Source organism: Pseudomonas sp. GW822-FHT02D10, assembly GCF_058802345.1.
The window spans coordinates 474811-497253 of the sequence record NZ_JBXAOB010000003.1 but is presented as its reverse complement, the minus strand read 5'-3'; the positions used below and the strand labels follow the sequence as shown (position 1 = coordinate 497253).

The window sequence follows — 22443 nt, the reverse complement described above, 5'->3', positions numbered from 1 at the left end:
TCCCCATGTGAGAGTAGGTCATCGTCAAGATTAAATTCCGAAACCCCTATCTGCGTATGCAGGTAGGGGTTTTGTTTTGCCTGCGAGAAAGTTTAATTTCAGGACTGAAACAAAATTGCACAGTTATTTTTCGGTCAGAACACTAAAATAGAGCCCTTATTTTCAGAACCTGAGCCCTTTATGCCAGATCCGGTTGACGCCACAGGGCTGTCAGATTTACCGCTGGACGACTTGGTGGCATGTCATGAATGCGACTTGCTGATGCGCAAGCCGCAACTCGCCCATGGCGAGAAAGCCCTATGTCCGCGCTGTGGTTATGAGCTCTACGCCCACCGGCACAATGTCGTGGAGCGTAGCCTCGCATTAGTGATAGCCGCTCTATTGTTGTACGTTCCGGCGAACTTTTTACCCATCATGCAGCTCCATCTACTCGGACAGTCGTCGCACGACACGGTCTGGAGTGGCGTCGTTGGCCTGTTCGATACCGGCATGCAAGGCGTAGCAGCGGTGGTATTCCTGTGCAGTATGGGAATCCCGCTACTCAAGTTGCTCTGTCAGTTGTTGGTATTGCTGAGCGTTCGATTTAATGTCGGACGCAGCTATGGCTTGCTGATCTATCGCATTTATCACCATCTACGCGATTGGGGAATGCTCGAGGTCTATTTGATGGGGGTGTTGGTGGCCATCGTCAAACTGGCTGACCTTGCGTCGATAACGGTTGGCTTGGGCCTGGCGTGTTTTATCAGTTTACTGTTGGTCCAGGTCTGGCTTGAGGTAGTGATGTCGCCTCATCAGATCTGGCAAGCGTTGTCAGGAGAGGATGCTCATGCGGGCGATTGATGCAGGCATTCTGATTTGTATCGAATGCCATGAGCTTAACAAGCAGGAACCGGACACCGACGAGCAGACATGCACCCGCTGTGGCGCACTGGTTCATGCTCGGCGCCCCAATAGCCTGATGCGCACCTGGGCATTGCTGATTACCGCGGCGATTCTCTATATACCCGCCAATGTGTTGCCGATCATGACCGTCAGCACGTTAGGACAGGGGGAAGGCGATACCATCATGTCCGGCGTGATCACCCTGGTTAAGCACGGAATGTTTCCGATTGCTGCCGTGGTGTTTGTCGCCAGTATTCTGGTGCCGACATTCAAACTGGTCGGTATCGCCTTGCTGTTGTTTTCGGTGCAGCGCCGCCAGCCTTTATCCGCACGGCAACGTATCGTGATGTATCGGTTTATCGAGTTCATTGGCCGATGGTCGATGCTGGATATTTTCGTGATTGCCATTCTTGTGGCCGTGGTGAGCTTCGGACGGCTTGCCAGTATCGAGGCGAATCTCGGTGCGGTGGCGTTCGCCAGTGTGGTGATTTTGACAATGCTTGCTGCAGTAACTTTCGATCCCCGACTGATTTGGGATAACACGGAGTCGGACGACGACCATGACTGATTTGCCAAAAGCGAAAACTCGACCGGCTTCGAACTGGTCGGCCATTTGGGTTCTGCCCTTGATCGCCTTGATCATTGGCGGATGGTTAGGTTGGCGCGCCTACAATGAGACCGGCATTGAGGTTCAGGTTCGCTTTGAGAGTGGCGAAGGCATTCAGGCCAAAAAGACCGAAGTTGTCTACAAAGGTATGCCGGTCGGCAAGGTAAAAAACCTGACACTGGATGACGAGGGGAAAACCCGCGGGGTTATCGCCACCATCGAGATGAACAAGGACGTCGAGCAATACCTTAAGACCAGCACACGTTTCTGGTTGGTGAAGCCGAGCGTCACCCTGGCCGGGATTACTGGTCTGGAAACGCTGGTCTCCGGTAACTATGTGGCAATCAGTCCGGGTGAAGGGGAGTCAAGCCGCAAGTTCACCGCCTTGACCAAAGAGCCGCCGCTGTCTGACTTCAAGCCAGGCTTGCACCTGACCATCAAGGCCGATCGCCTGGGCTCCCTGAACCGTGGAAGTCCGGTGTTCTATAAGCAGATCCAGGTCGGTCAGGTGAAAAGTTACCAGCTGTCCGAAGACCAGAACACCGTCGAGATCAAAGTCTTTATCGAGCCTACCTACGCCAATCTGGTGCGCAAACATACGCGCTTCTGGAATGCCAGCGGGATCAGCATCGACGCCAACCTGTCCGGCGTGAAAGTACGCAGCGAATCGCTGGCCAGTATTGTTGCGGGCGGTATCGCCTTCGCCACACCAGACAACCGCAAAGACAGCCCACCCACCGACCCAAGCTTGCCGTTTCGTCTCTACGAAGACTTCGACGCTGCTCAGGCCGGTATTCGCGTCAAAGTGAAACTCAGCGACTTTGAAGGCCTGCAGGCTGGCCGCACGCCCGTGATGTACAAAGGCATTCAGGTCGGTAACCTGAAAGCGCTCAAGGTCGACCCGGACCTTTCCAGCGCCACGGCCGAGCTGACCCTTGATCCGCTCGCCGAGGATTACCTGGTCACCGGGACCCAGTTCTGGGTGGTCAAGCCGTCGATTTCGTTGGCGGGGATCACCGGACTCGAAGCCTTGGTCAAAGGTAACTACATCGCCGTGCGTCCTGGCGACAAGGGCGGGGCGCCGCAACGCGAATTCGAAGCTCGGGCCAAAGCCCCGCCACTGGATCTGCGCTCTCCGGGTCTGCACCTGGTGCTGTTCACTGAAAACCTCGGCTCGCTGGAAGTTGGTAGCCCGATTCTCTACAAGCAGGTCAAAGTCGGTTCGGTGCAAAGCTATCAATTCTCTCGGACCAAAAAGCAGTTAGTCATCGGCGTACACATCGAGAAAGAATACGAGGGGCTGGTCAACGCCTCGACGCGATTCTGGAATGCCAGCGGGATTACCCTGACCGGTGGTCTCACCGGCGGGATTCAGGTCAAAAGCGAATCCCTGCAAAGCTTGATGGCCGGCGGTATCGCGTTCGAAACACCGGAAGCCAAGGCGCCGCTGCAGAAGCGCATTCCACGTTTCCGTCTGTTCGCCAGCCATGACGAGGCGACCCAGAAGGGCGCTGTGGTCACGATCAAGCTTGATCGCGCCGACGGCTTGCGCAACGGCACGCCGATTCGTTTCAAAGGTCTGGACGTCGGTAAGGTAGAAGGCGTCGACCTCAGTGATGATCTGCAATCGGTGCTGCTCACCGCCCGCATCACCGAAGTGCCGGAGCGCGTTGCTCGAGTCGGCAGTCAGTTCTGGGTGGTCAAACCGGAGCTGGGCCTGATCAAAACGTCCAACCTGGAAACCCTGGTCACTGGGCAATACATCGAGGTTCAGCCCGCCGCGAAAAACCTTGGGCCGCAAAAGAGCTTTGTCGCATTGTCGCAGCCCCCTGAAGCGACGACTCAAGAGGCCGGTCTGAGTCTGGTGTTGAGCGCCGCTCGCCGTGGTTCGTTGAAGACCGGGGTACCGGTGACTTACCGCGAGATAACAGTGGGCAAGGTGACCGGTTATGAGCTGGGCCAGACGGCGGACCGGGTACTGATCCATATCCTGATCGAGCCGAAGTACGCGCCATTGGTGCGCAGCGGCACTCGCTTCTGGAACACCAGCGGTTTTGGTGCAGACTTCGGTCTGTTCAAGGGCGTTACCCTGCGCACTGAATCACTGGAAACGATGATTCAGGGCGGCATTGCATTCGCCACGCCGGAAGGTGATCGCATGGGCAGTCCCGCGCGTGCTGAGCAAACCTTCCCGTTGTTCGACAAGTTCGAGGACGAGTGGCTGGTCTGGGCGCCGAAAATTTCCCTCGGGAAGTAAGCCGTAACGGCACCCATAAAAAAGGCCGCGATCCATTGGATCGCGGCCTTTTTCGTTACGACACCGATGAAAGGATTAAACCGCGTCCAGTTCCGGTTCGGTCGACTCAACGTTGACCGCAGTCTTCACCTCGTCATGCCGACGAATGTACTTCCAGTCGGCTTCGTCGATGTAGATACCGTGCGGTCCGCTGCCGCCTTCCAGGTCGATGGCGACACTGGCGCAGACCTGCGGCTTCACACTGGCGAGGATCGGCACGAAGCCCAGCTGCAAGCTGGTTTCCAGCAAGGCGGCCTGGTTCTTTTCGTCGATGTCCGCTGCCTCGTCGAGGTAGTACGGTAGACGCACACGGCCGGCCTGGTCGCGGTCCATCAAGTGCAGCAACAAGTACATGTTGGTCAGCGCCTTGATGGTCATGGTGGTGCCGTTGGACGCCGCGCCATCAATGTCGGTGTGAATCACCGGCTGGCCGTTGACCTTGGTGATTTCGAACGCCAACTCGAACAGATCCTTGAGCCCGAGCTGGTTGTGGTTCGCCGCCACCAGACGCGCCAGGTATTCCTTGGCTTCTTCGTTCTTGTTGTCCTGATCGGCGCTTTGGCTCAGGTCGAACACCGACAGGGTTTCGCCTTCCTCATACTGACCCGCGCTGTGGATGATCTGGTCGATATGCTTGAGGGCTTCCTTGTTCGGCGCCAGGACGATGCGGAAGCTTTGCAGGTTGGAAACCTGGCGCTTGTTGATCTCGCGGTTGAACAGTGCCAGTTGGTGTTCAAGGCTGTCGTAGTCGCTGCGAATATTGCGCAGGGTCCGGGCGATGTCGGTTACCGCTGCACGACGGGCCTTGCCGAGGGTCAGGGCTTCGTCGGTGCGGTGCGCGTAAGCGTTGATCAGCAATTGCAGACGACGCTCGACATCGTCTTCACTGTCGAACTTGGCCACGCCCTTGAGGCGAACCTGTGCGTAAAGCGCTTCGATCTGCCCGTCGACACGCAGCAGACCTTGCCAGCTGTCCTGATAGTCATTGAGCAACGGCAGCAGGTTGTCCATGGAATCATCGATCGGGTCCATGAACGGCGTGCCGAACGGCAGGTCTGCCGGCAACAGCTGTCGGCGGCGCAGGGCGTCGTCGAGGGTACGTTGTTTGGCCTCCATGTCGCCGATCTGCCGGCCGACCAGTTGCAGCTTGGCCGACAGTTGCTGGACGCGTTCGGTGAAGGCGTCGCTGGAACGCTTCAACTCGTCCTGCGCGGCTTCCATCTGTGCCAGTTGCTCAAGCTTGTCGCCTTCCTCGGCACTCAGGGTTTGTGAGCGGCGGAAGTCTTCCAGGGCTTTTTGCGCATCCAGCACTTGCTGGTACAGCGCTTCGGTCTGGGTTTTGCTGGCCGCGCGGTCCGCCGCGACGGCTGCTTGAGTTTTCAGTTGCTTGAGTTCTTTGTCCAGACGCTCTTTCTGATCGCGCAGTGCGGCGCGGTCAGCCAAGGCTTGCAGGGCCGGTGGCTCGATGTGCGACAAGTCGATGGACAGGCCCGGCGCTTCGAAACGCTCGCCTTTGAAACTGTCGAGGATCAGCTCCATGGATTTGACCCACTGGCCGTCTTCGTCCAGGGCAATGCCATGTTCACCCAGCGGCAAGCTGAACAGCGCACTGTTGAACAGACGCATCAGGCGTTCGACGTCCTGTTGCGAGAACTCTTCGCGCAAGCGGGCGTAGCTGTTGTTGTCAGCGTGATCGAGTTGCTGCTTGACCGACTTCAGGCGTTTTTCCAGATCCCGCAGACGCTCTTCGAGGTCTTCGGCACTGAACTGACGGGACTGCGCCAGCGCGCCGGCCAGTTCATCGTGCGCGTCCTTGGCGGCGAGCAGTTGTTGCTCAAGCACCTTGACGTCGTCGACCAGGGCAAAGCGATGCTTGAGCACCGACAACTCGCCCAGCCAGCGCTGGATGCCGGTGATTTCGCGCTCCAGGCGCATCAGTTCCTGAGTACCGCCGCGCTGATCGTTTTGCAGCGCGTCCTGCTCGTTGCGGTAGTGTTCGGCCTGAATTGTCAGCTCTTCTTTGCGGGCACTGGCGTAGTCCGACCACGTGCCGAGCAACGAGTCGAGCAACGGCGAGATGCGGTGCAACTTGCCGCGCAGAATGTTGCGCTGCGTAACCCCAGCGGACAGTGCTTCGACCAGCGGACCGGCGGTGACCAGCGAGTTGTAGTCTTGCTCCATGCGGCGCACGTCGCGGAAGGCTTCTTCGCACGCGGCGATGTAATCGACGCTGCCGGAACGCAGGCTGTGTTCGAAGGCATCGAGGAACAGCTGTTTGAGCTTGGCCGCCGTGATTTCGCGCATGTGCAGCAGGTTGATAAACAACGCACGGAAGGTCTTCAGGCTCTGTTCACTGGTGGAGCGCAGCGGGATCAGCGTCAGGTCCAACGGAATCGAAGTGTGACCGCCGACCAGCAAACGACGCAGCTCATCAGGTTTGAGTTCATAGGCTTTCAGGCCTTCGCGCTCAAGGTTGGTGAACAGTTCTTTCTGACGCAGGCAGGTGTCATTTTTCTGGTAATGGGCCAGGTCCAGCTTACCGGCGTAGGCGAAGAACTGGTGACCGAAACCACCGCCGGGGCCACGGCCGACCACGCCGATCACATGCGGACCGTGCGGCAGCGAGACTTCGACCAGGATGTAACTGGTGTCCGAGGCAAAGTAGAAACGCCGCGATTGTTCGAGGCTGTACTTGCCGAAGCTCATGTCTGACATGCGCGCCAGGATCGGGAACTGCAAGGCGTTGATCGAGGCAGATTTACCGAGGTTGTTCGCGCCGTAGACCGACAGCGGCTCTTCCAGCGGGAACAGCCCGAGGCTGTAACCGGCGGTGTTCAAAAGGGCAAAGCGGCGAATGCCGTAACGTTCCTTGCTCATGCGTCGAGCTCCTGTTCTTCGGCAATGGCACGGGCTAACGCGAATTCTTCGCTGTCTTCGGCGCTCTCTACCTCAAATTCTCTCAAGTCCAGCGGATCATCGGTTTGCAGCAGTTTTTCGTCGCTGTCGTCATCGATCAGCACCGGCGCCGGCAATGGCAGCACGCTGTGCAGACTGGCGGCCAGGTCGCGGTCTTGCTGCACTGACAGGCAAACGTCGAGGAAACGGTGCATCGGCGGCAGGAAGCGGTAGATGCCGTTCTCTTCGCCGGCAAAACCGAGCTGGGTCATGCGGCGCATGATTTTTTCTTCCAGCTCTTCCTGGGTTTGTACTTCGGCCTGAATGAACAGGTCGCGGTATTTTTCCAGCAATGACGGCAGTTCATCGCGACCGAGGCTGCCGCCATCGAGGACGGCGATTGGGTCGCGGCCCTGATCAGCCAGATGCTCGACGAGGATGAAGGTAAACAATGCCAAGCGCTGGGCTGTCTTGTTCACCGCTGCTGCGGCGAGATCCGGCACAAAGTAGTAGAAGCCGCGAGTGTCGCAGACCAGCTCAAACCCCAGGGCCTTGAACAGCGTGCGGTACTGATCCTGAAAGTTCGACAGCTGCGCGTACAGTTCAGGATCGCGACGGCTGACGTGGTAGCCCTTGAACAGCTCGCGAAAGATCGGCGCCAGCTGAGACAGTTCGGAAAGATCAAGATGCATGAGGTGTGCTCGCAGAATGCTCGGGCGCGTCATCGCGGGCCGAGAGCAGGGCGAAGGAGCGCAGGCTGACCTGGTGCTCGTGAGTGTGGTAATCGCGGCGTTCCAGACGCTCGCGTTTGAAGCGTTTTTCCCGTGACAGGCGCGAGAACCAGTACAGCAACTCGTCGGTCGCGCCGTCCGGTTCCTGCTCCAGCAGCCAGGTCATCAAATCCGGCATCGGCAGCGCGTCTTCGCAGCGATCGAGCATTTCCCGAACGGTGCGTGGTGCGCGTGGGGCTTCGCCATTTTGGGTTTTGTGGGCCTTGGGGAAACGCGCCGGTTTCGGCTCGAAACGCGCCAGTGCGTAAACGTAGGCTTCGACCTGACTGGCGCTGCCGAGGAAGGTGCTTTGCGGTCGGGTGAACATCGGCATCGCCGCTTGTGGCACCGCGTCGATACCCTTGCGGCGGATCATCGACAGGGCCAGCGCCGCGCCACGGGTCACGGCGTTGTGCCGGCGGGCTTCTTCACGCAGCGGCAGCAACAGCTCGCGAGCGTGACGCAAGGTCAGCTGGGCGCTGGTCTGCATTTCGAGGATGCGTGCGTGGGTGCGCAGCAGCATGTCGTCGTCGACCAGATGGCCGAGGCGCTGTTGTTCGCTGAGCATGCGCAACAGCACGTTTTCAACCTTGCGCACGCCTTGCTCGAAGGCGCCGTCGGCGTTGACCAACTGAATCATCGGCTCGACGTATTCGTCCCACGTTGCCAATACTTCGGCATAACGCTGACGCAACGGGATCTGCCGGTCGCTGGTCTTGGCCCGTTCGGCGACGGCCACCAGGGCCTGTTCGTCGTTGGCGAGTTTCTTCAGGACATCCCGTACGCGCATGTCGAGCAAACGCAGTTGGCGCGCCAGATCATTGCCGTCACGGATGTCGAAGGCGTCCTGAATGTAACCGGCCAGCCGTTCCAGATGGCGCAGATAGGCTTCGATTTCCAGGCACAGGCCCAAGCGGTGCTCACGGCGCAGGTACGCGAGGAAGTCGTGGATTTGCGCGTTTAGTTCAAAACGGTTCGGGCTTTTGGCCACCGGAACCAGAATGTCGAGGCGGATCCACACGTCCAGCAGGCTGGTGATGTCCTGTGGCGTGCTGTCCAGTTGCTGGGTGGCCAGCTGCGAGCGCAGTTCGTTGAGGCTCAGAGTGCCTTGGTCGAAGTGCTCGCACAAAGGCTCCAGAAGTGCCCAGTGTTCGGCGAGGGCGCGCAAGACGCGCTTGGGTTCGATCATTGGAATGGCCGGCTGGTTGGCGATTAAAAGCGGCGATTGTACTGCATCACACGCGATGGGAATCACTCTCGGGGGATCGGCGGGACGGACAGTCGCTTTTCTATCGATCAACTACGGGCGATCTTGAGCGAAGGGCGGTAGAATCCCTGCACTTCAGTTATCCACAAGTGGCCGACCTTTGCTTATCGAGTCCCGTCGCCGCGCCTATTTGACCGCCATGCAGGTGGTCAACTGGCTGCCGCGCACCGAATTGCCCTTTGCCGCGCCGTCGCGGCCCGAGCTGCTGGACGCGCCAGAGCCGTTGGTCGAGACGCCGATTGTGCCCGCTCAGGTCGCGAAAGCTGCCGCAGAGCCAGTGGCCAAACCGGCCGAGCGGGTCAAGGTCGAAGTGCCGCGCCCAACGCCTTCGGTCGCGCGCCCGGCGAGCAAGCCGGTCGAAGGCGCCGAAGACGCGCCGGTCGTGGCCAAGGCGCCGCACGTACCGCCGCCGCGTTTTGCCCTGCAATTGCTGCGCGCCGGCCGTTGCCTGTTGCTGGTGGAGTTACCCACAGGCGGTGCGTTCCAGACTCGCGACCCGGCCTACTTGCTGCTCAAGGACATGCTGCGCGCCGCGGGCCTGCCGGACAGCCCGCAAATTGTCGGTGACCCGGTCCGTTGGCCGTTGCTGACACGCGGAACCATGGATCAGGGCCCGGAAGCTGCGCGCGATTTCGTGCAGGGCTTCCTTTCGGCTCGCCTGGAAGACGCACCTTGCGTGTGCCTGTGGTTGATCGGCCTGCCGGCAGTGCGTTTTGCCGGTGAGGCGAACGCCGAATCGTATAACCGTGAACTTCAGGTCGAAGGCCTGGGGTCGGTCTGGGCGCTGCCCGGGCTGGAATTATTAATGGAAGAGCCACAGCGTAAGGCTGATGTCTGGCAAGCCATGCGTCGGCTGATGGCGCGCTGGAAAGAATCGAATGAGTGACGCTGTATCGTTCCGCCCGATGACCGAAGCAGATCTGGACGCCGTACTGAAAATCGAATACGCGGCGTTCAGCCATCCCTGGACCCGTGGGATTTTTCTTGATGGTCTGGGCAAGTACCAGATCTGGCTGATGTTCGAAGGACAGCAACAGGTTGGCCACGGCGTGGTGCAGATCATCCTCGATGAGGCGCATCTACTGAACATCACGGTCAAACCGGAAAATCAGGGGCGCGGCCTTGGCCTCATGCTTCTTGAGCATCTGATGTCGATTGCTTACAAGGCGCAAGCCCGGGAATGTTTCCTGGAAGTGCGCGACAGCAATCAGGCGGCGTTCCGTCTGTATGAGCGTTATGGTTTCAATGAAGTCGGTCGCCGTCGTGATTACTATCCGGCGGTAGGCGGGCGTGAAGATGCAGTCGTCATGGCCTGCACACTGGTGGATTGAGCCTTAAAAACATCGTCGGAACGCCGCCCGGAACAAGCTCGCTCCCACATTGGATCTGTGTCACACATACACATGCTGTGAACGACATAAATCCTGTGGGAGCGAGCTTGCTCGCGATGACGGTCTCTCAGGCGCCACATGATCAACGATTGCCATCAATCGGATCGCGCTCCGCCAGTTCAGCCTCATCCAGCCCGTTGCCGCCGCCGATCTCGTCCTCGTCGACAATGCTCAAGTCCCAATCGGCCTGTTCGCCTTCCCCAGCCTCATGGGCGTCACGGGCGCCATCTTCACGAATCAGGTTTCCCGGGCTCATGTCGTCGTCGGAAGACTCCTCGTCGTCAGCCGAGTCCCCGGTCATGCCCGCTTCACGTACGCGTTCCGTGGGCATTCGTTGCTCACGCTCGTGTTCGCGGGTCAGGCCGCCGATTGTCTCGCCGGATTCTTCTTCATCGAAGTCCAGTTCGCGCATCGAGCCCATGCGGTCTTCGTTGTCGTCGATGGGCTCGGGTTGTACCGAGCCGTAGGGACGTCGTGAATCAGTCATGGAAAATCCTCATAATGTGGGGCTCTATAGGGTGGACAGGCGTTACCCTAGAAGATTCCAAGGTATTTTCTGTTCGGCTACCTGCAACACCCGCGTGACCCCGACGGACGGTTGTCTGTCAAAGCAACGCACCATTCTTGAGGTTTCAGAGCATGAACGAATTACAAGATCTGATTGATAACAACGAGCGTTGGGCCGATGCGATCAAGCAGGAAGATCCTGAGTTTTTCGCCAAGCTGGCGCGCCAGCAAGCCCCGGAATACCTGTGGATCGGTTGTTCCGACGCGCGCGTACCGGCCAACGAAATCGTGGGCATGTTGCCTGGCGACCTATTCGTGCACCGTAACGTTGCCAACGTGGTGCTGCACACCGACCTTAATTGCCTGTCGGTGATTCAGTACGCAGTGGACGTGCTCAAGGTCAAACACATCCTGGTCACCGGCCACTACGGTTGCGGCGGTGTGCGTGCCTCGATGCAGGACCGTCAGTTGGGCCTGATCGACGGCTGGCTACGCTCAATTCGCGATCTGTATTACGAACACCGCGAAGAGCTTGGCCAATTGCCGACTGAAGAAGAGCGGGTCGACCGTCTCTGCGAACTCAACGTGATCCAGCAAGTGGCCAACGTCGGTCATACCAGCATTGTGCAAAATGCCTGGCACCGCGGGCAGAACCTGTCGATTCACGGCTGCATCTATGGCATCAAGGACGGTCGCTGGAAGAGCCTGAACGCGACCATCAGCGGTTTCGAGCAGTTGCCGCCGCAATACCGTTTGCGTCCGGTCGGTGCCTTGTAAACAGTGGCGAGCCTCTGTTCATCAGGGGTTATGTCGACGCCAGTGTTGTAAGAACTGCTCGCCTTCGGCGTTTGGCGGATCATCGTAGCCGGTGATCCAGCCACGGCAGTCGGGCGAGCCGCATTGACAGGCGAACTGACGCGTCAGCTTCTCTTCGGTGCTGGCGTAGTCCATGCACAGCACGCTGCCAGGTGTGATGTCCTTAAGCGCCCATAACCACAGTTCGCTCATGTCGAGAAAGACGTTCGGGTCGCAGGAATGCAGCAGTAGCCCGCAAAAAAACGGGTCGTAGACGTGGATACCCGGCGCCAGTTGCCGGGTATGCAAACGGCGAGTATGGATCAGTAGTCCTGATACCCGGCAGATACGACTGATGCGCAGGTAATCGCGCTGTGCCGTGATTGCCGCAGCGCTCCCATCATCAGTCTGGATAACCGTGAAGTGAGCTCTGGAGGGGTAGCCCTGGCGGGCTCTGAGTTCTTTGTTCGGGTAAATGCAGCCGCTCGACAGCGTGGCTGCCTTGTCCTTGGCCTGGGGCTTCATAACGATCCTTGTCTATTGGGCGCTGCGACCACCGGAGGCTGGCGATCCTGTCAGCCCTGCAGCACATGGGTACGCTCAAAGAGTCTCGCAAATGGAATAGAAGGTCTACTGTCAGAACTGACAGGAGATAGATGCTGCTTGCTGCGTCAGTGAATGCTTACGCAGCAAGCAGGTACGCAGGATTACAGGTGAGTCGTAGCCAGCGCGGGTGCAGGCACCTTCAGCTGGTCCAGTTGGGGTTTGATGTCTGCGGTCGAGCACTTGGCTGTAGCTTGCTCGGGCGTCAGGTTGCGGATCGAGGTGTAGAACAGCTCGCAGGTTTTCTCTTTCTGGGTCACTTGCCAGGTTTGCGTGCAGCTATTGAGTTGTGTACTCGGGTCGCTGGACGGTTTGCTGCCCATCCCCGCTTGCCAGCAAGCTGCACTCAAGTCCTGGCCCATCACCTTCAAGCCTACTGCATCGGCCTTGGCCTGATCGTCGTTATAGTTCGCCGGGTCGGCCGCGTACCAAATGTAACTTGGGTGGTTAGAGCCCAGCACCGGCACCTTCACGCCCGGGGTTGGGATGATTTGTGCCAACCCCAATACGGCCACGGTCTGCCCATACTGCTCCTTGACCCAGTTACGCACCGGTGCACCGAACGCGACCATCGGCAAGGTCACGCCGCTGGCGGTCTGGCTGAATTGCTTGACCAGGGTGGTTTGGTAATCCTTGAAGTAGCCGTAGACGCCTTCAAGGTCCTTGCCAGCGGTGGATGGGGCGGCAATCGGCGCGATATCGATGATGGTCTGGTAGGCCGGTGTTTGTTCGGCGGCGATGCCGTTGGCGGTTAGCAGCGTGGCCCAGCGGTCGGTGGTCTTCGATTCCAGGTAATCCTGGGCCTGGGTCAGCGAATAGTCCGGTGGGAAGTGCAGCAACTCGACGCTTTTACGGTTTTCCAGCGCCATGCCCAAGGGCAGGAACAGGTACCAGCTGTACGCCCACTTACCGTCGGCATTCAGTTTGTTGGCGCCGGCGTGGGCCAGATCCCCGGCATCAAGCAATGCAGTCAGCTGTTTTGCGTAGTCCTTTGGCACGCCGCTGATGTCTGCATAGAGCTGATGGTTGTCGGTTTTTACCCGGACTTTTGCCGTGGTGTAGCCATCCCGCTGAACGCTTTGGGTCAGGTAGTGCTCGACCGTTTGCTCCAGCGTCCAGTTGCGATAGCAAATGACGTTGCAGTTGTTGGGGTAGGCGAACAGCTGCGTTACCCGTTCGGTACTGCCCAGTTTCAGGTCGGTATCGGCGTGGGCGGTAGCACCCAAGGTAAGGGCTGCGAGGGTGAGGCTTAATCCTGCGAGTTTGAACATGCTCAGATCCTTTTCAGCGTGGGTCCCCGGGAGCGAGGGCGGTTACATACTGAAACCACTTGAGCCGATAGGTCTAGTACCCACGCGAAAAGATCGCAAGGCAGAAAACAAATCAGCCGGGAAAATGCAGTGCATTGCTCAAGTCGCCCATTGGCTTCTGGCCGCGGGCGATCATGGCTGTATCACGCTGCTTGATCCCGTCGAGCGTCTCAAGCTGGAACACCCGGGTGATCAACCGCAGGATCGACGCGGTGTCGTACACCGTGTGATCCACCGTGCCTTTGCGGGCAAACGGCGAAACCACCAGCGTCGGCACTCGCGTGCCAGGGCCCCAGCGATCGCCTTGCGGCGGCGCGACGTGGTCCCACCAGCCGCCGTTTTCGTCGACCGTGACCACCACCACCATGTTTTTCCATTGCGGGCTTTCGCGCAGCACTTTCAGGGCGCGGACGATATGCCGGTCACCGGACGCCACATCGGCGTAACCGGCGTGCATGTTCAGGTTGCCCTGGGGTTTGTAGAAACTCACCGCCGGCAATTTCCCGGCTTCGGCATCGGCAAAAAACCGGTTGCTGCTCGACTCGTCGCCCAAACCGCCATCGCGCAGGCGCTTGCTGCGTTCGGCCGGGTTTTCCGGGCCCAGTTGCTTGAAGTAGTTGAACGGCTGATGGTGATACTGGAAATTGGGGATTTTCGGAATGCCCCCCGAATCCTTGAATTGCTCCAGCGTCGCCTGCCAGGCGCCGGCGTACCAGGCCCAGTCGATGTTCTTCTTCGACAGCTTGTCGCCGATGTGTTCGTGGGTTTGCGGCACCAGCACGCTGGGCAGGTCAGCTTTGGAGTATTCCGGGCGTTCCGGGTCGCGGATCCAGGTCGGCCAATAAGGTGGGGCCATGGTGTTGACGGCATAGCCGTCCGGGGTCAGGGCACTGGGGCCGAATTGCGGTGGACCGGTCATGGCGCTGGCCGGAGATTTCTCCAGCGGCTTGAGGCGTGTGTTGAGCGGATCATCGCTTTGCAGCGAAGCGATTTGCGCCTTGGCCACCGAGTTGGTGGCATCCGGGTAAAACGGCACGGCGGCACTGATCAGGTATTGATGGTTGAGAAACGATCCACCAAACGTACCCTGGAAGAAGTTATCGCAGAGCACGAACTCCTGGGCGACGTCCCACAGGCGTAGGGAATAACGGCTTTGGGCGTAATGACCCATGGTCAACCCGCCCGAGTCGGCCCAAGCGACAAAACGGTCATTCTTGCCGCCATTGATCTGCATCTGGTTCTGATAGAACACATGCCACAGATCCCGCGTCACCAGGCCCAGCGGCAAGTCTTCGCCGTTCGGCCCCTTGAGGGCGAAGGGAGCGTTGGGCAGGTGTTCCTGGAATTGGGTTTCGTTCGGGTAGGTCACGCCATCGAGTGTTTGCGGACCGATCTGCAACACGCCACCCCAGGCCGGCGGCAAGGTTTCCAGCAGACTGCCGTCACGGTCGCGCTGCTGATAATCCTCAGGCTTGAGCGCTGACAACGGTTTCTCAAGACCAGGGAAATTGCCGAAAAGATTATTGAAACTGCGATTCTCGGCGTAGATCACCACTACGGTTTTCACGTTATCGTGCAACGCCTTGTCCAGCTCGGCAGGCGACAGCGGCCGCTCCTCCGGCTTACCTGGCGTGTCGCCATTGTTGCCGCACGCACTCAGCGTCGCGCCGACACCCAGGACTGCAACACCCCCCAGAAAGCGCCGACGGCTGGTGTCGGTGGGGCTGTCTTCTGATGGAGGTGGTGCATCGTTGCCGGTTTTGTCGTCGTTCATCCTGAATCCTGGGTGATAAAAATTTAAATTGGCTACAGAGTGTTTCGTTCGGACGGTAACAATCGAATATGACGAAAATGCTACAGAGTAGTTTGCTTATAGATCGGGGGGGAAATACTGAAGGAGGTTCAGAAATTGTTGAAGTTAACGAGGGGGTCGACGGCCGAATGTGAGTGAATATTTCACGATCAGGAATGTTAGCGTTAAGTCTTTGCCAGCGCTGCTAGACTGGCGCCATATTGCTTTGAATCGAGAGGGTACAGCATGAAACCGTCAGCCGCTCTGGACCTCAAACGCGCCGCCGTACGTGAAGTGGTGGGGCGTTTTCATACCGCCAACCCACGCGTTTTCGGTTCGGTGCTACGCGGCACTGACGAGGATGGCAGTGATCTGGATCTATTGGTGGATGCGCTACCCGGTGCAACGCTGTTTGATCTTGGTGGATTGCAGGTTGAACTGGAGGATTTGCTCGGTGTTTCCGTTGATCTGCTGACGCCTGGAGATCTGCCGGTAAAGTTTCGTGAGCAAGTGTTGGCTCAGGCGCTCCCCGTATGAACGAGAATCGCCTCGATGACTACCTCGACCATATGCGTCAGGCGGCTGGCGATGCACTGATCTTTGTCGAGGGTCTGAGTAGAGAGGAGTTCTTTGACGACAAGCGTACTCAGCAAGCCGTCATCATGAGCCTCATCATCATTGGTGAGGCCGCCACCAAAATTATGGATGGTTATGCCGAATTCACCACGGCATCCCCAAGTGCCATGGCGCAGTATGCGGGGCATGCGCAACCGAATCGCCCACGGCTACTTTGATATCAACCTTGAGGTTGTGTGGGACACGGTTCAGGCGGCGTTACCGGAGTTATTGAAGTGCTTGTCTGACGTATCCGTCTAACCGCACCTGCCCGTACGGGGCAAGCGCGGCTACCTTCAGTTACGGCATCACCGGCGCCACATACACAAGCGTCGTCCCCAGCGCCCACAGCAGAAACAGCACCAACGGCGTATGCACCAGCAGTTGCACGAACGAAAAGCCGATCAAGTCCCGCGCCTTCAAACCGAGCACGCCGAGCAGCGGCAGCATGTAGAACGGGTTGATCAGGTTAGGCAGGGCTTCGGCGGCGTTGTAGATCTGTACGGCCCAGCCCAGGTGGTATTTAAGGTCGTTGGCGACTTGCATCACGTACGGCGCTTCGATGATCCATTTACCGCCGCCGGACGGAATGAAGAAACCCAGGATCGCCGAGTACACGCCCATCAGCAGGGCATAGGTGTCGTGGGAGGCGATGCTGACGAAGAAGCTCGAGATGTGGTGCGCCAGGGTCTGGCCGTCGGCGCCTTTGACCACGGTCATCAGCGCGGCGATGGAGCCGTACAGCGGGAACTGGATCATCACGCCAGTGGTGGTCGGCACCGCACGGGCCACGGCATCGAGAAAGCTGCGCGGGCGCCAGTGCAATAGTGCGCCGAGCATCAGGAACAGGAAGTTGTAGGTGTTCAGGCCGGAGATCGCGCTGATCGCAGGTTTTGTCGAAAATTCATGGAACAGCCATCCGGCGGCCAGCAACACCAACAGAATGGTCAATATCGGGCTGTATTCCAGCCATTCGCCTGGACGGGTACGCGGCGGTGGGGCGGGCATGCTGAAACTTGGGTCGATGCCGCAGGCTTTGGCGTCACGGGCAGAGTTCGGGCCGGGAGCAGTGGCGTAGGCGATGATCAACGAGATCACGATCAGCGCCAGCAACAGCACGCCGGACTGCCACAGGAAGATCGTTTGGGTGAACGGAATCATCCCGGTGATCGACAGGATCGACGGCGGCAAACTGGCCGGGTTGGCCTGCAGTTGCGCTGCTGACGAAGACAGCCCCAGCGCCCAGACTGCGCCGAGCCCCAAGTAAGCGGCGGCACCGGCGGCGCGGTAATCCATGCGCAAATCGGTACGACGCGCCAGTGCCCGCACCAGCAAACCGCCAAATACCAGCGACAGCCCCCAGTTAAGCAACGACGCAACCAGGGAAATCAGTGCGACCCAGGCCACGGCCGAGCGCCCGTTTTTCGGGATGCGCGCCAGGCGGTCGATCAGTTTCACCGCCGGGGGCGAGCTGGCGACCACGTAGCCGCCGATCACCACGAAGGCCATTTGCATGGTGAACGGGATCAGGCTCCAGAAGCCGTCGCCGAAGGCCATCGCGGCGTCGGTGGGCTTGGCGCCCATGGCCATGGTGGCAAGGGCAACGATGATCACCGCGAGCGCGGCAAACACCCAGGAGTCGGGAAACCAGCGTTCGGCAAAGTTTGAGCAGAGCAGGGCAAAGCGGGCAGAGCGGCTATCTTCGATCTCAGTGGCCACGGGAGTACCTCGGATTTTTATGATTGTTGTGGTGCAGCAGGGCTGCACAGGGCCTTGCGGTCAGACATAAACAGTAAATCAATCAAGATGTTTTTGCGGTGCTGTTTTGCACACTTGGGACTATGGTCTAACGGGTTGTTCGAACGCGTTTTTGCGTAGACCATGTGCGCCGTGATTTTTTTGCCTATTTCAGAGCATTTTTATGACTGCCATCCTTGATGCACGACCGGCGCCGTTCTCCCGGTCTGACTACAAGACCCTGGGCCTGGCGGCGCTCGGCGGGGCGCTGGAAATCTACGACTTCATCATTTTCATATTTTTCGCCCTGACCCTCAGCCAGCTGTTCTTCCCGCCAGAAATGCCCGAGTGGCTGCGTTTGCTGCAAAGTTTCGGGATTTTTGTCACGGGTTATCTGGCGCGGCCGCTGGGCGGGATTCTGATGGCGCATTTTGCTGATCGGCTGGGGCGCAAGCGGGTCTTCAGCTTGAGCATCCTGATGATGGCGCTGCCGTGCCTGCTGATCGGAATCATGCCGACCTACGCCCAGATCGGCTATTTCGCGCCGTTGCTGTTATTGCTCCTGCGAGTGCTACAAGGCGCGGCGGTAGGCGGTGAAGTGCCAAGCGCCTGGGTGTTCGTGGCCGAGCACGCACCGGTCGGCCACCGTGGTTATGCCTTGGGCTTCCTGCAAGCGGGGCTGACCTTCGGTTATCTGATCGGTGCGTTGACTGCGACCTTGCTTGCGCAGCTCTTCACCCCGACGGAGATCCTCGATTACGCCTGGCGTTACCCGTTTCTGCTGGGTGGCGTGTTTGGGGTGATTGGCGTCTGGTTGCGCCGTTGGCTCAATGAAACCCCGGTGTTCATGGCCATGCAGGCGAGTCGCGAACTGCATGTCGAGCTGCCGCTACGCACGGTGTTGCGTGAGCATCGGCTGGCAATGCTGCCAGCGGTAATCCTCACGTGCGTGCTGACCTCGGCGGTGGTGACCTTTGTTGTCATCACTCCGACCATGATGCAGAAAACCTTCGGCATGACCGCCAGCCATACTTTCGCTCTGAGTAGCCTGGGCATTGTGTTTCTGAACATCGGTTGCGTGATCGCCGGGTTGATCGTCGACCGTATCGGCGCCTGGCGTACAGTGATGCTTTATAGCCTGCTGCTGCCGTTGGGGATTGGCGTGCTCTACACCAGCCTGATTGGCGGTGCACACTGGATTGGCGTGGCCTATGCCATTGCCGGTCTGAGTTGCGGGGTGGTCGGCGCGGTGCCGTCAGTGATGGTCAACCTGTTTCCGGCGCGGATTCGCGTCTCGGGGATTTCGTTCACCTACAACATTGCCTACGCCATTTGGGCCAGTATCACGCCGTTGCTGCTGATTGGCCTGATGCCGTGGAGCCCGTGGATTTGCGTGATGTTCTGCACGGTGATGGGGGCGGTCGGGATCAGCGCAGCGTTGTACTTCGGTTCACGCCTGTCGCCGGTCGACCATGCGGCAGGCGTGACCTGCAGCCCCTGAGGCACTTCAATTGTAAGGTTTGTCTTCCCCAAGCGGCGCCGGCTCAGGCTCAAGCGCGACGATCATGTCAACTTCGACCGAGGCGTTTTTCGGCAACTGGTACACGCCCACCGAAGTCCGCGTGTGTACGCCGGCCTCGGCAAAAATCCGGTAAAGCACTTCCGACGCACCGTCGGCGACTTCGCTTTGTTGCGTGAAGTCGGCGGCGCTTTGCACGTAGACATTAATGCGCAAGATCTTCTTGATGCGTTCGAGATCGCCAAGCAACTGCATGAGGATTGCCAATGCGCGCATCGTGCAAATCTGCGCCGCATGCCTGCCCTGCGCCAAAGAAACCTCGGTACCGACACGGCCAACCACCATCACCGTATTGTCGATACGTGGGATCTGTCCGCTGACGTACACCTCATCACCGTTTTGCACGGCTGGCACGTAGTTGCCGCCAATGCGCATTTCACCGTCGAAGCGGTGTCCCAACTGTTGAGCGATGCCATCGAATAGCGTTTTGCGTGATTGATCCATGCGTCGATTCTCCTGTGGGTGGCGGTGGTGCAGAGCGGACTATAGCGTGTTGAATTACCCTTCAAAACGCCGTTTTGAGGCATCGCTGTGTGAATAGTGGCGAGGTGCCAACTATTTTTGTAGGACAACCTCGAAACACTCTTCAGAAATATTTTGTAAGGCCGATGGTTAGGCTAAAGGACGCTCTCAACCCTGCCCATCGGTGCATCGACATGTTCAACAAACGCTTGAAGCAGGAGCTGTCGGCTCTTCGCGAGGAACTCTCCAGCCTTCAACAAGTGAAGGAAAGTCTGGAACGCGAGATGCTCGTGCTCACCCTGGACCCTGACGGGCGGGTGCAATCGATCAACCAGAATTTCGCCCAGGAAATGCTCTACAAGGGCAATGACCTGATTGGTCGGAACATCGAAGATATCGTGCCGGCCCACGTCAAAACCGACGAGTTTCACCAGCGTTTCAAGCATGCCCTGACCCGTGGCGAGCACTTCGCGGGCACCGTGCGCTTGCTCAGAGGCAATGGTGACGAAGCATGGCTGCGTTCGATCTCACAGCCAATTCGTGGCGCGGACGGCCGGATCAAGCACATTGTGATTTACTCCAGCGACCTGACCCGCACCATCGAAGCTTCCCGTGAACACGAGAACCTGATCGGTGCACTGGTGCGTTCGACGGCAGTGATCGAGTTCGATCTCGGCGGTAATGTGCTGACGGCCAACGACCGGTTCCTGAGCGGTATGGGCTACAGCCTGGCGCAGATCAAAGGCAAACATCACCACACATTCTGTGAGCCGGAGGAATACAACAGTTCCGCATACCAGGATTTCTGGCGGCGCTTGAACGCCGGTGAGTTTGTGGCCGGTCGCTTCAAACGTGTCGACAGCCACGGTCGGGTGGTCTGGCTCGAGGCGTCCTATAACCCAGTGCTCGATGCCAACGAAAAACTCTACAAAGTGGTCAAGTTCGCCACCGTGATCACCGATCAGGTCAATCAGGAGCAGGCGGTTGCTGAAGCGGCGAACATCGCTTACAGCACCTCGTTGCAGACTGACAGCTGCGCGCAACGCGGCACCATGGTGGTCACTCAGGCGGTGGACGTGATGCGTGAACTGGCCAGGCACATGCAACAGGCCGGCGAAGGGATCGAAGCGCTGAACGAGCAGTCGCTGGTGATCGGCACCATCGTCAAAACCATCAGTGGCATTGCCGAACAGACCAATTTGCTGGCGCTCAACGCCGCCATCGAAGCGGCTCGTGCCGGTGAGCAGGGTCGAGGTTTTGCAGTGGTGGCGGACGAGGTTCGACAACTGGCTTCGCGCACCAGCAAAGCCACCGACGAAATTGTCGGCGTGGTGCGTCAGAACCAGGACATGGCGCGCGATGCCGTGGTGCTGATGACCGACGGCAAACTTCAGGCCGAACAAGGTCTGGCATTGGCCGCCGAGGCGGGCACGGTGATCGTCGAGATCCAGGACGGCGCGCAGAAAGTGGTGAATGCGGTTGGGCAGTTCGCCAATCAGCTGTCGACCTAAGCGCGGTTTGAGCGAGCCTGCCCTCGCGCTGAGGTGCAGGCTGAAGATTGGCGATCCGGTGACCGGAAAAAACCTGAGCGATTGAGGGCGGGGATCTCCGGTTGTCGGCGCGGTTAGATCCACAGATCATTCAGCGCCGTACGCTCACCACCTTCGCTCCCGGTATTGAGTACGCCCTTGGGTTCGATCAGTAGCAGTTTGACTTCCTGCTCGGCAAACGGCTTGTGCTCGACGCCCTTGGGTACCACGTACATTTCGCCTTGGGACACCAGCACCTGACCGTCGCGAAAGTCGATGCGCAATTGGCCTTCAAGGACGATAAAGGTCTCATCGGTGTCCTGATGATCGTGCCAGATGAAATCCCCCAGCAGCTTCACCACCTTGAATTGGTAGTCGTTCATTTCGGCGATGACCCGGGGCGACCAGTGCTCGTTGATCTGCGCAAGTTTGTGGGCGAGGTTCAGACTTTGATACGGCTGCATGGCATGGTTCCCGTTGGCGGATTGTGAACCCACGATAGCCAGCGCGGCTGCGTACTTCTTGCACGATTGTGCGTGGCTTACGAGCGATGCATTTTCATCCAGCGGGCGGGTGACAGGCCGTAGGTCTTGCCAAATTGCCGGGTCATGTGGCTCTGATCACTGAAGCCGGCAATCAGCGCGGCGTTGGTCAGGGATTCACCTTGAATCAGCAACGAACGCACCAGGTCCAGGCGGCGCATGGTCAGGTAGCGGTAAGGACTGGTGCCGAACAGCAAGCGAAAGTCCCGCGACAGACTCCAGCGATCGCGTCCGCTGTGTTCGGCCAATTGGTCCAGGGTCACGGGTTGGTCGAGGGCGCTGAGCATGAACTCGCGAGCGCGCTCCGCCGCCAGATAATCGAAACTCTGGCGATAGGCAGGCACTCCGGACACGGCGCTCATCGCCTGCGCCAGATCAAACAGCGCATCCTGTTGCTCCAGCGGATCGAGAGGACGATCAATGCTTTGCAGCAACACTTCGGTCGCCGCGAACAAGCGTGGATCAGTGGATATCCCAGTTTTGATAAAGGGCAACGGCTGGCCACCGAGCATCTGCTGGATCAGTGCCGGTTCGACGTAGAGCATCCGGTATTTGAAACCGTCCTCGGTCCCGGCCTCGCCATCGTGGACTTCGTCCGGGTGCAGCACCATGGTCCCGCCCGGCAAGCTATGCCGCCAGCCCCCGCGATACTGAAAACGTTGCACACCGGACAGCGTGCGGCCGATGGCGTAGGTGTCGTGGCGATGAAGGTCGTAACCATGGCCCGAGAAAAACGCCTCGATACGCTCCAGCCCGCCCGAATCGGGGGCTCGCTGGAACCAGTCGGTGAGGTTTTTTTGCTTGCCCATGGGAAGTCGTCATTGCCGGGTATGCGGTGACGAACACGGTAGCTCAGGTGCGTGC

The 22443-nt window shown here is 58.9% G+C and carries 22 protein-coding genes and 1 pseudogene; 12 read left to right on the top strand and 11 right to left on the bottom strand.

Annotation, left to right across the window (positions count from 1 at the left end; all coding sequences use genetic code 11):
* Positions 1-180 precede the first annotated feature (180 nt).
* From AC1RPZ_RS07970 to AC1RPZ_RS07960, 3 genes are read left to right on the top strand one after another with little or no spacing between them, the layout of a single operon-like run.
* The gene (locus tag AC1RPZ_RS07970) at positions 181-840 is read left to right on the top strand and encodes a paraquat-inducible protein A (RefSeq protein WP_493136441.1); all 660 of its coding nucleotides are present in this window, start codon (positions 181-183) and stop codon (positions 838-840) included.
* A complete protein-coding gene (locus tag AC1RPZ_RS07965; RefSeq protein WP_493136439.1) occupies positions 827-1450 on the top strand; it encodes a paraquat-inducible protein A in 624 nt (207 codons plus the stop codon). The genes AC1RPZ_RS07970 and AC1RPZ_RS07965 overlap by 14 nt, the downstream gene beginning before the upstream one ends.
* Positions 1443-3746: a PqiB family protein gene (locus AC1RPZ_RS07960; RefSeq protein WP_493136438.1), complete on the top strand. Its 2304-nt coding sequence runs from the start codon at positions 1443-1445 to the stop codon at positions 3744-3746. The genes AC1RPZ_RS07965 and AC1RPZ_RS07960 overlap by 8 nt, the downstream gene beginning before the upstream one ends.
* Positions 3747-3821: 75 nt before the next feature.
* Here AC1RPZ_RS07960 and mksF read toward each other — a convergent pair whose 3' ends face one another.
* The 3 genes from mksF to mksB are packed head-to-tail and all read right to left on the bottom strand — an operon-like array spanning position 3822 to position 8639.
* Entirely contained in the window at positions 3822-6662 is a 2841-nt protein-coding gene (gene mksF / locus AC1RPZ_RS07955) for an Mks condensin complex protein MksF (RefSeq protein ID WP_493136437.1), read from the bottom strand.
* On the bottom strand, positions 6659-7372 hold the full coding sequence (mksE, locus tag AC1RPZ_RS07950; protein WP_493136435.1) for an Mks condensin complex protein MksE: 714 nt from the start codon (positions 7370-7372) through the stop codon (positions 6659-6661). Before mksE ends, mksF begins: the two co-directional genes overlap by 4 nt.
* On the bottom strand, positions 7362-8639 hold the full coding sequence (gene mksB / locus AC1RPZ_RS07945) for an Mks condensin complex protein MksB (protein ID WP_493136433.1): 1278 nt from the start codon (positions 8637-8639) through the stop codon (positions 7362-7364). The genes mksE and mksB overlap by 11 nt, the downstream gene beginning before the upstream one ends.
* Positions 8640-8856: 217 nt before the next feature.
* On the opposite strand from mksB, the gene AC1RPZ_RS07940 reads away from it, so the two are divergent.
* Complete coding sequence (locus tag AC1RPZ_RS07940) at positions 8857-9603, top strand: energy transducer TonB (protein WP_493136454.1); 747 nt, start codon at positions 8857-8859, stop codon at positions 9601-9603.
* On the top strand, positions 9596-10048 hold the full coding sequence (gene rimI / locus AC1RPZ_RS07935) for a ribosomal protein S18-alanine N-acetyltransferase (protein ID WP_493136431.1): 453 nt from the start codon (positions 9596-9598) through the stop codon (positions 10046-10048). The genes AC1RPZ_RS07940 and rimI overlap by 8 nt, the downstream gene beginning before the upstream one ends.
* Positions 10049-10190: 142 nt before the next feature.
* Here the strand turns inward: rimI and AC1RPZ_RS07930 are convergent, their stop codons facing one another.
* A complete protein-coding gene (locus tag AC1RPZ_RS07930; protein WP_493136430.1) occupies positions 10191-10595 on the bottom strand; it encodes a serine kinase/phosphatase in 405 nt (134 codons plus the stop codon).
* Positions 10596-10747: 152 nt separating this feature from the next.
* Here AC1RPZ_RS07930 and can point away from each other — a divergent pair, with 152 nt between their 5' ends.
* Entirely contained in the window at positions 10748-11392 is a 645-nt protein-coding gene (can, locus tag AC1RPZ_RS07925; protein ID WP_493136428.1) for a carbonate dehydratase, read from the top strand.
* A gap of 21 nt (positions 11393-11413) precedes the next feature.
* Here the strand turns inward: can and AC1RPZ_RS07920 are convergent, their stop codons facing one another.
* The 3 genes from AC1RPZ_RS07920 to AC1RPZ_RS07910 form a co-directional block, all read right to left on the bottom strand.
* A complete protein-coding gene (locus AC1RPZ_RS07920) occupies positions 11414-11935 on the bottom strand; it encodes a lysine methyltransferase (RefSeq protein WP_493136426.1) in 522 nt (173 codons plus the stop codon).
* A 182-nt stretch (positions 11936-12117) separates the two neighbouring features.
* A complete protein-coding gene (locus AC1RPZ_RS07915; protein ID WP_493136425.1) occupies positions 12118-13284 on the bottom strand; it encodes a hypothetical protein in 1167 nt (388 codons plus the stop codon).
* A 112-nt stretch (positions 13285-13396) separates the two neighbouring features.
* A complete protein-coding gene (locus tag AC1RPZ_RS07910; RefSeq protein ID WP_493136423.1) occupies positions 13397-15097 on the bottom strand; it encodes an acid phosphatase in 1701 nt (566 codons plus the stop codon).
* Positions 15098-15361: 264 nt separating this feature from the next.
* On the opposite strand from AC1RPZ_RS07910, the gene AC1RPZ_RS07905 reads away from it, so the two are divergent.
* From AC1RPZ_RS07905 to AC1RPZ_RS07895, 3 genes are read left to right on the top strand one after another with little or no spacing between them, the layout of a single operon-like run.
* On the top strand, positions 15362-15652 hold the full coding sequence (locus AC1RPZ_RS07905; RefSeq protein ID WP_262115444.1) for a nucleotidyltransferase family protein: 291 nt from the start codon (positions 15362-15364) through the stop codon (positions 15650-15652).
* Positions 15649-15909, top strand: a complete 261-nt coding sequence (locus AC1RPZ_RS07900) for a HepT-like ribonuclease domain-containing protein (RefSeq protein WP_493136421.1) — start codon at positions 15649-15651, stop codon at positions 15907-15909. Before AC1RPZ_RS07905 ends, AC1RPZ_RS07900 begins: the two co-directional genes overlap by 4 nt.
* Positions 15869-15991, top strand: a complete 123-nt coding sequence (locus AC1RPZ_RS07895) for a HepT-like ribonuclease domain-containing protein (RefSeq protein ID WP_493136420.1) — start codon at positions 15869-15871, stop codon at positions 15989-15991. Before AC1RPZ_RS07900 ends, AC1RPZ_RS07895 begins: the two co-directional genes overlap by 41 nt.
* 39 nt (positions 15992-16030) lie before the next feature.
* Here the strand turns inward: AC1RPZ_RS07895 and AC1RPZ_RS07890 are convergent, their stop codons facing one another.
* The gene (locus AC1RPZ_RS07890) at positions 16031-17449 is read right to left on the bottom strand and encodes a short-chain fatty acid transporter (protein ID WP_493136418.1); all 1419 of its coding nucleotides are present in this window, start codon (positions 17447-17449) and stop codon (positions 16031-16033) included.
* Positions 17450-17651: 202 nt separating this feature from the next.
* Here AC1RPZ_RS07890 and AC1RPZ_RS07885 point away from each other — a divergent pair, with 202 nt between their 5' ends.
* The gene (locus AC1RPZ_RS07885; protein WP_493136416.1) at positions 17652-18968 is read left to right on the top strand and encodes an MFS transporter; all 1317 of its coding nucleotides are present in this window, start codon (positions 17652-17654) and stop codon (positions 18966-18968) included.
* A 6-nt stretch (positions 18969-18974) separates the two neighbouring features.
* On the opposite strand, the gene AC1RPZ_RS07880 is transcribed toward AC1RPZ_RS07885, so the two are convergent.
* A complete protein-coding gene (locus tag AC1RPZ_RS07880) occupies positions 18975-19490 on the bottom strand; it encodes a RidA family protein (protein ID WP_493136415.1) in 516 nt (171 codons plus the stop codon).
* Between the two features lie 164 nt (positions 19491-19654).
* On the opposite strand from AC1RPZ_RS07880, the pseudogene AC1RPZ_RS07875 reads away from it, so the two are divergent.
* Positions 19655-20479, top strand: a pseudogene (locus AC1RPZ_RS07875) (PAS domain-containing protein); the annotation flags it as partial.
* 81 nt (positions 20480-20560) lie between these two features.
* Positions 20561-21019: a methyl-accepting chemotaxis protein gene (locus AC1RPZ_RS07870; protein ID WP_493136453.1), complete on the top strand. Its 459-nt coding sequence runs from the start codon at positions 20561-20563 to the stop codon at positions 21017-21019.
* A 113-nt stretch (positions 21020-21132) separates the two neighbouring features.
* Here AC1RPZ_RS07870 and AC1RPZ_RS07865 read toward each other — a convergent pair whose 3' ends face one another.
* Both AC1RPZ_RS07865 and AC1RPZ_RS07860 read right to left on the bottom strand, forming a co-directional pair.
* Positions 21133-21501 (bottom strand): cupin domain-containing protein, encoded by a 369-nt coding sequence (locus AC1RPZ_RS07865; RefSeq protein WP_493136413.1) that lies wholly within the window; start codon positions 21499-21501, stop codon positions 21133-21135.
* A gap of 77 nt (positions 21502-21578) precedes the next feature.
* Positions 21579-22388 (bottom strand): AraC family transcriptional regulator, encoded by an 810-nt coding sequence (locus AC1RPZ_RS07860; RefSeq protein ID WP_493136411.1) that lies wholly within the window; start codon positions 22386-22388, stop codon positions 21579-21581.
* Positions 22389-22443: the final 55 nt, after the last annotated feature.

Coding starts and splice junctions, on each gene's coding strand:
- AC1RPZ_RS07970 (WP_493136441.1), top strand. CDS start 181: ATGCCAGATCCGGTTGACGCCACAGGGCTGTCAGATTTACCGCTGGAC.
- AC1RPZ_RS07965 (WP_493136439.1), top strand. CDS start 827: ATGCGGGCGATTGATGCAGGCATTCTGATTTGTATCGAATGCCATGAG.
- AC1RPZ_RS07960 (WP_493136438.1), top strand. CDS start 1,443: ATGACTGATTTGCCAAAAGCGAAAACTCGACCGGCTTCGAACTGGTCG.
- mksF (WP_493136437.1), bottom strand. CDS start 6,662: ATGAGCAAGGAACGTTACGGCATTCGCCGCTTTGCCCTTTTGAACACC.
- mksE (WP_493136435.1), bottom strand. CDS start 7,372: ATGCATCTTGATCTTTCCGAACTGTCTCAGCTGGCGCCGATCTTTCGC.
- mksB (WP_493136433.1), bottom strand. CDS start 8,639: ATGATCGAACCCAAGCGCGTCTTGCGCGCCCTCGCCGAACACTGGGCA.
- AC1RPZ_RS07940 (WP_493136454.1), top strand. CDS start 8,857: ATGCAGGTGGTCAACTGGCTGCCGCGCACCGAATTGCCCTTTGCCGCG.
- rimI (WP_493136431.1), top strand. CDS start 9,596: ATGAGTGACGCTGTATCGTTCCGCCCGATGACCGAAGCAGATCTGGAC.
- AC1RPZ_RS07930 (WP_493136430.1), bottom strand. CDS start 10,595: ATGACTGATTCACGACGTCCCTACGGCTCGGTACAACCCGAGCCCATC.
- can (WP_493136428.1), top strand. CDS start 10,748: ATGAACGAATTACAAGATCTGATTGATAACAACGAGCGTTGGGCCGAT.
- AC1RPZ_RS07920 (WP_493136426.1), bottom strand. CDS start 11,935: ATGAAGCCCCAGGCCAAGGACAAGGCAGCCACGCTGTCGAGCGGCTGC.
- AC1RPZ_RS07915 (WP_493136425.1), bottom strand. CDS start 13,284: ATGTTCAAACTCGCAGGATTAAGCCTCACCCTCGCAGCCCTTACCTTG.
- AC1RPZ_RS07910 (WP_493136423.1), bottom strand. CDS start 15,097: ATGAACGACGACAAAACCGGCAACGATGCACCACCTCCATCAGAAGAC.
- AC1RPZ_RS07905 (WP_262115444.1), top strand. CDS start 15,362: ATGAAACCGTCAGCCGCTCTGGACCTCAAACGCGCCGCCGTACGTGAA.
- AC1RPZ_RS07900 (WP_493136421.1), top strand. CDS start 15,649: ATGAACGAGAATCGCCTCGATGACTACCTCGACCATATGCGTCAGGCG.
- AC1RPZ_RS07895 (WP_493136420.1), top strand. CDS start 15,869: ATGCGGGGCATGCGCAACCGAATCGCCCACGGCTACTTTGATATCAAC.
- AC1RPZ_RS07885 (WP_493136416.1), top strand. CDS start 17,652: ATGACTGCCATCCTTGATGCACGACCGGCGCCGTTCTCCCGGTCTGAC.
- AC1RPZ_RS07880 (WP_493136415.1), bottom strand. CDS start 19,490: ATGGATCAATCACGCAAAACGCTATTCGATGGCATCGCTCAACAGTTG.
- AC1RPZ_RS07870 (WP_493136453.1), top strand. CDS start 20,561: ATGGTGGTCACTCAGGCGGTGGACGTGATGCGTGAACTGGCCAGGCAC.
- AC1RPZ_RS07865 (WP_493136413.1), bottom strand. CDS start 21,501: ATGCAGCCGTATCAAAGTCTGAACCTCGCCCACAAACTTGCGCAGATC.
- AC1RPZ_RS07860 (WP_493136411.1), bottom strand. CDS start 22,388: ATGGGCAAGCAAAAAAACCTCACCGACTGGTTCCAGCGAGCCCCCGAT.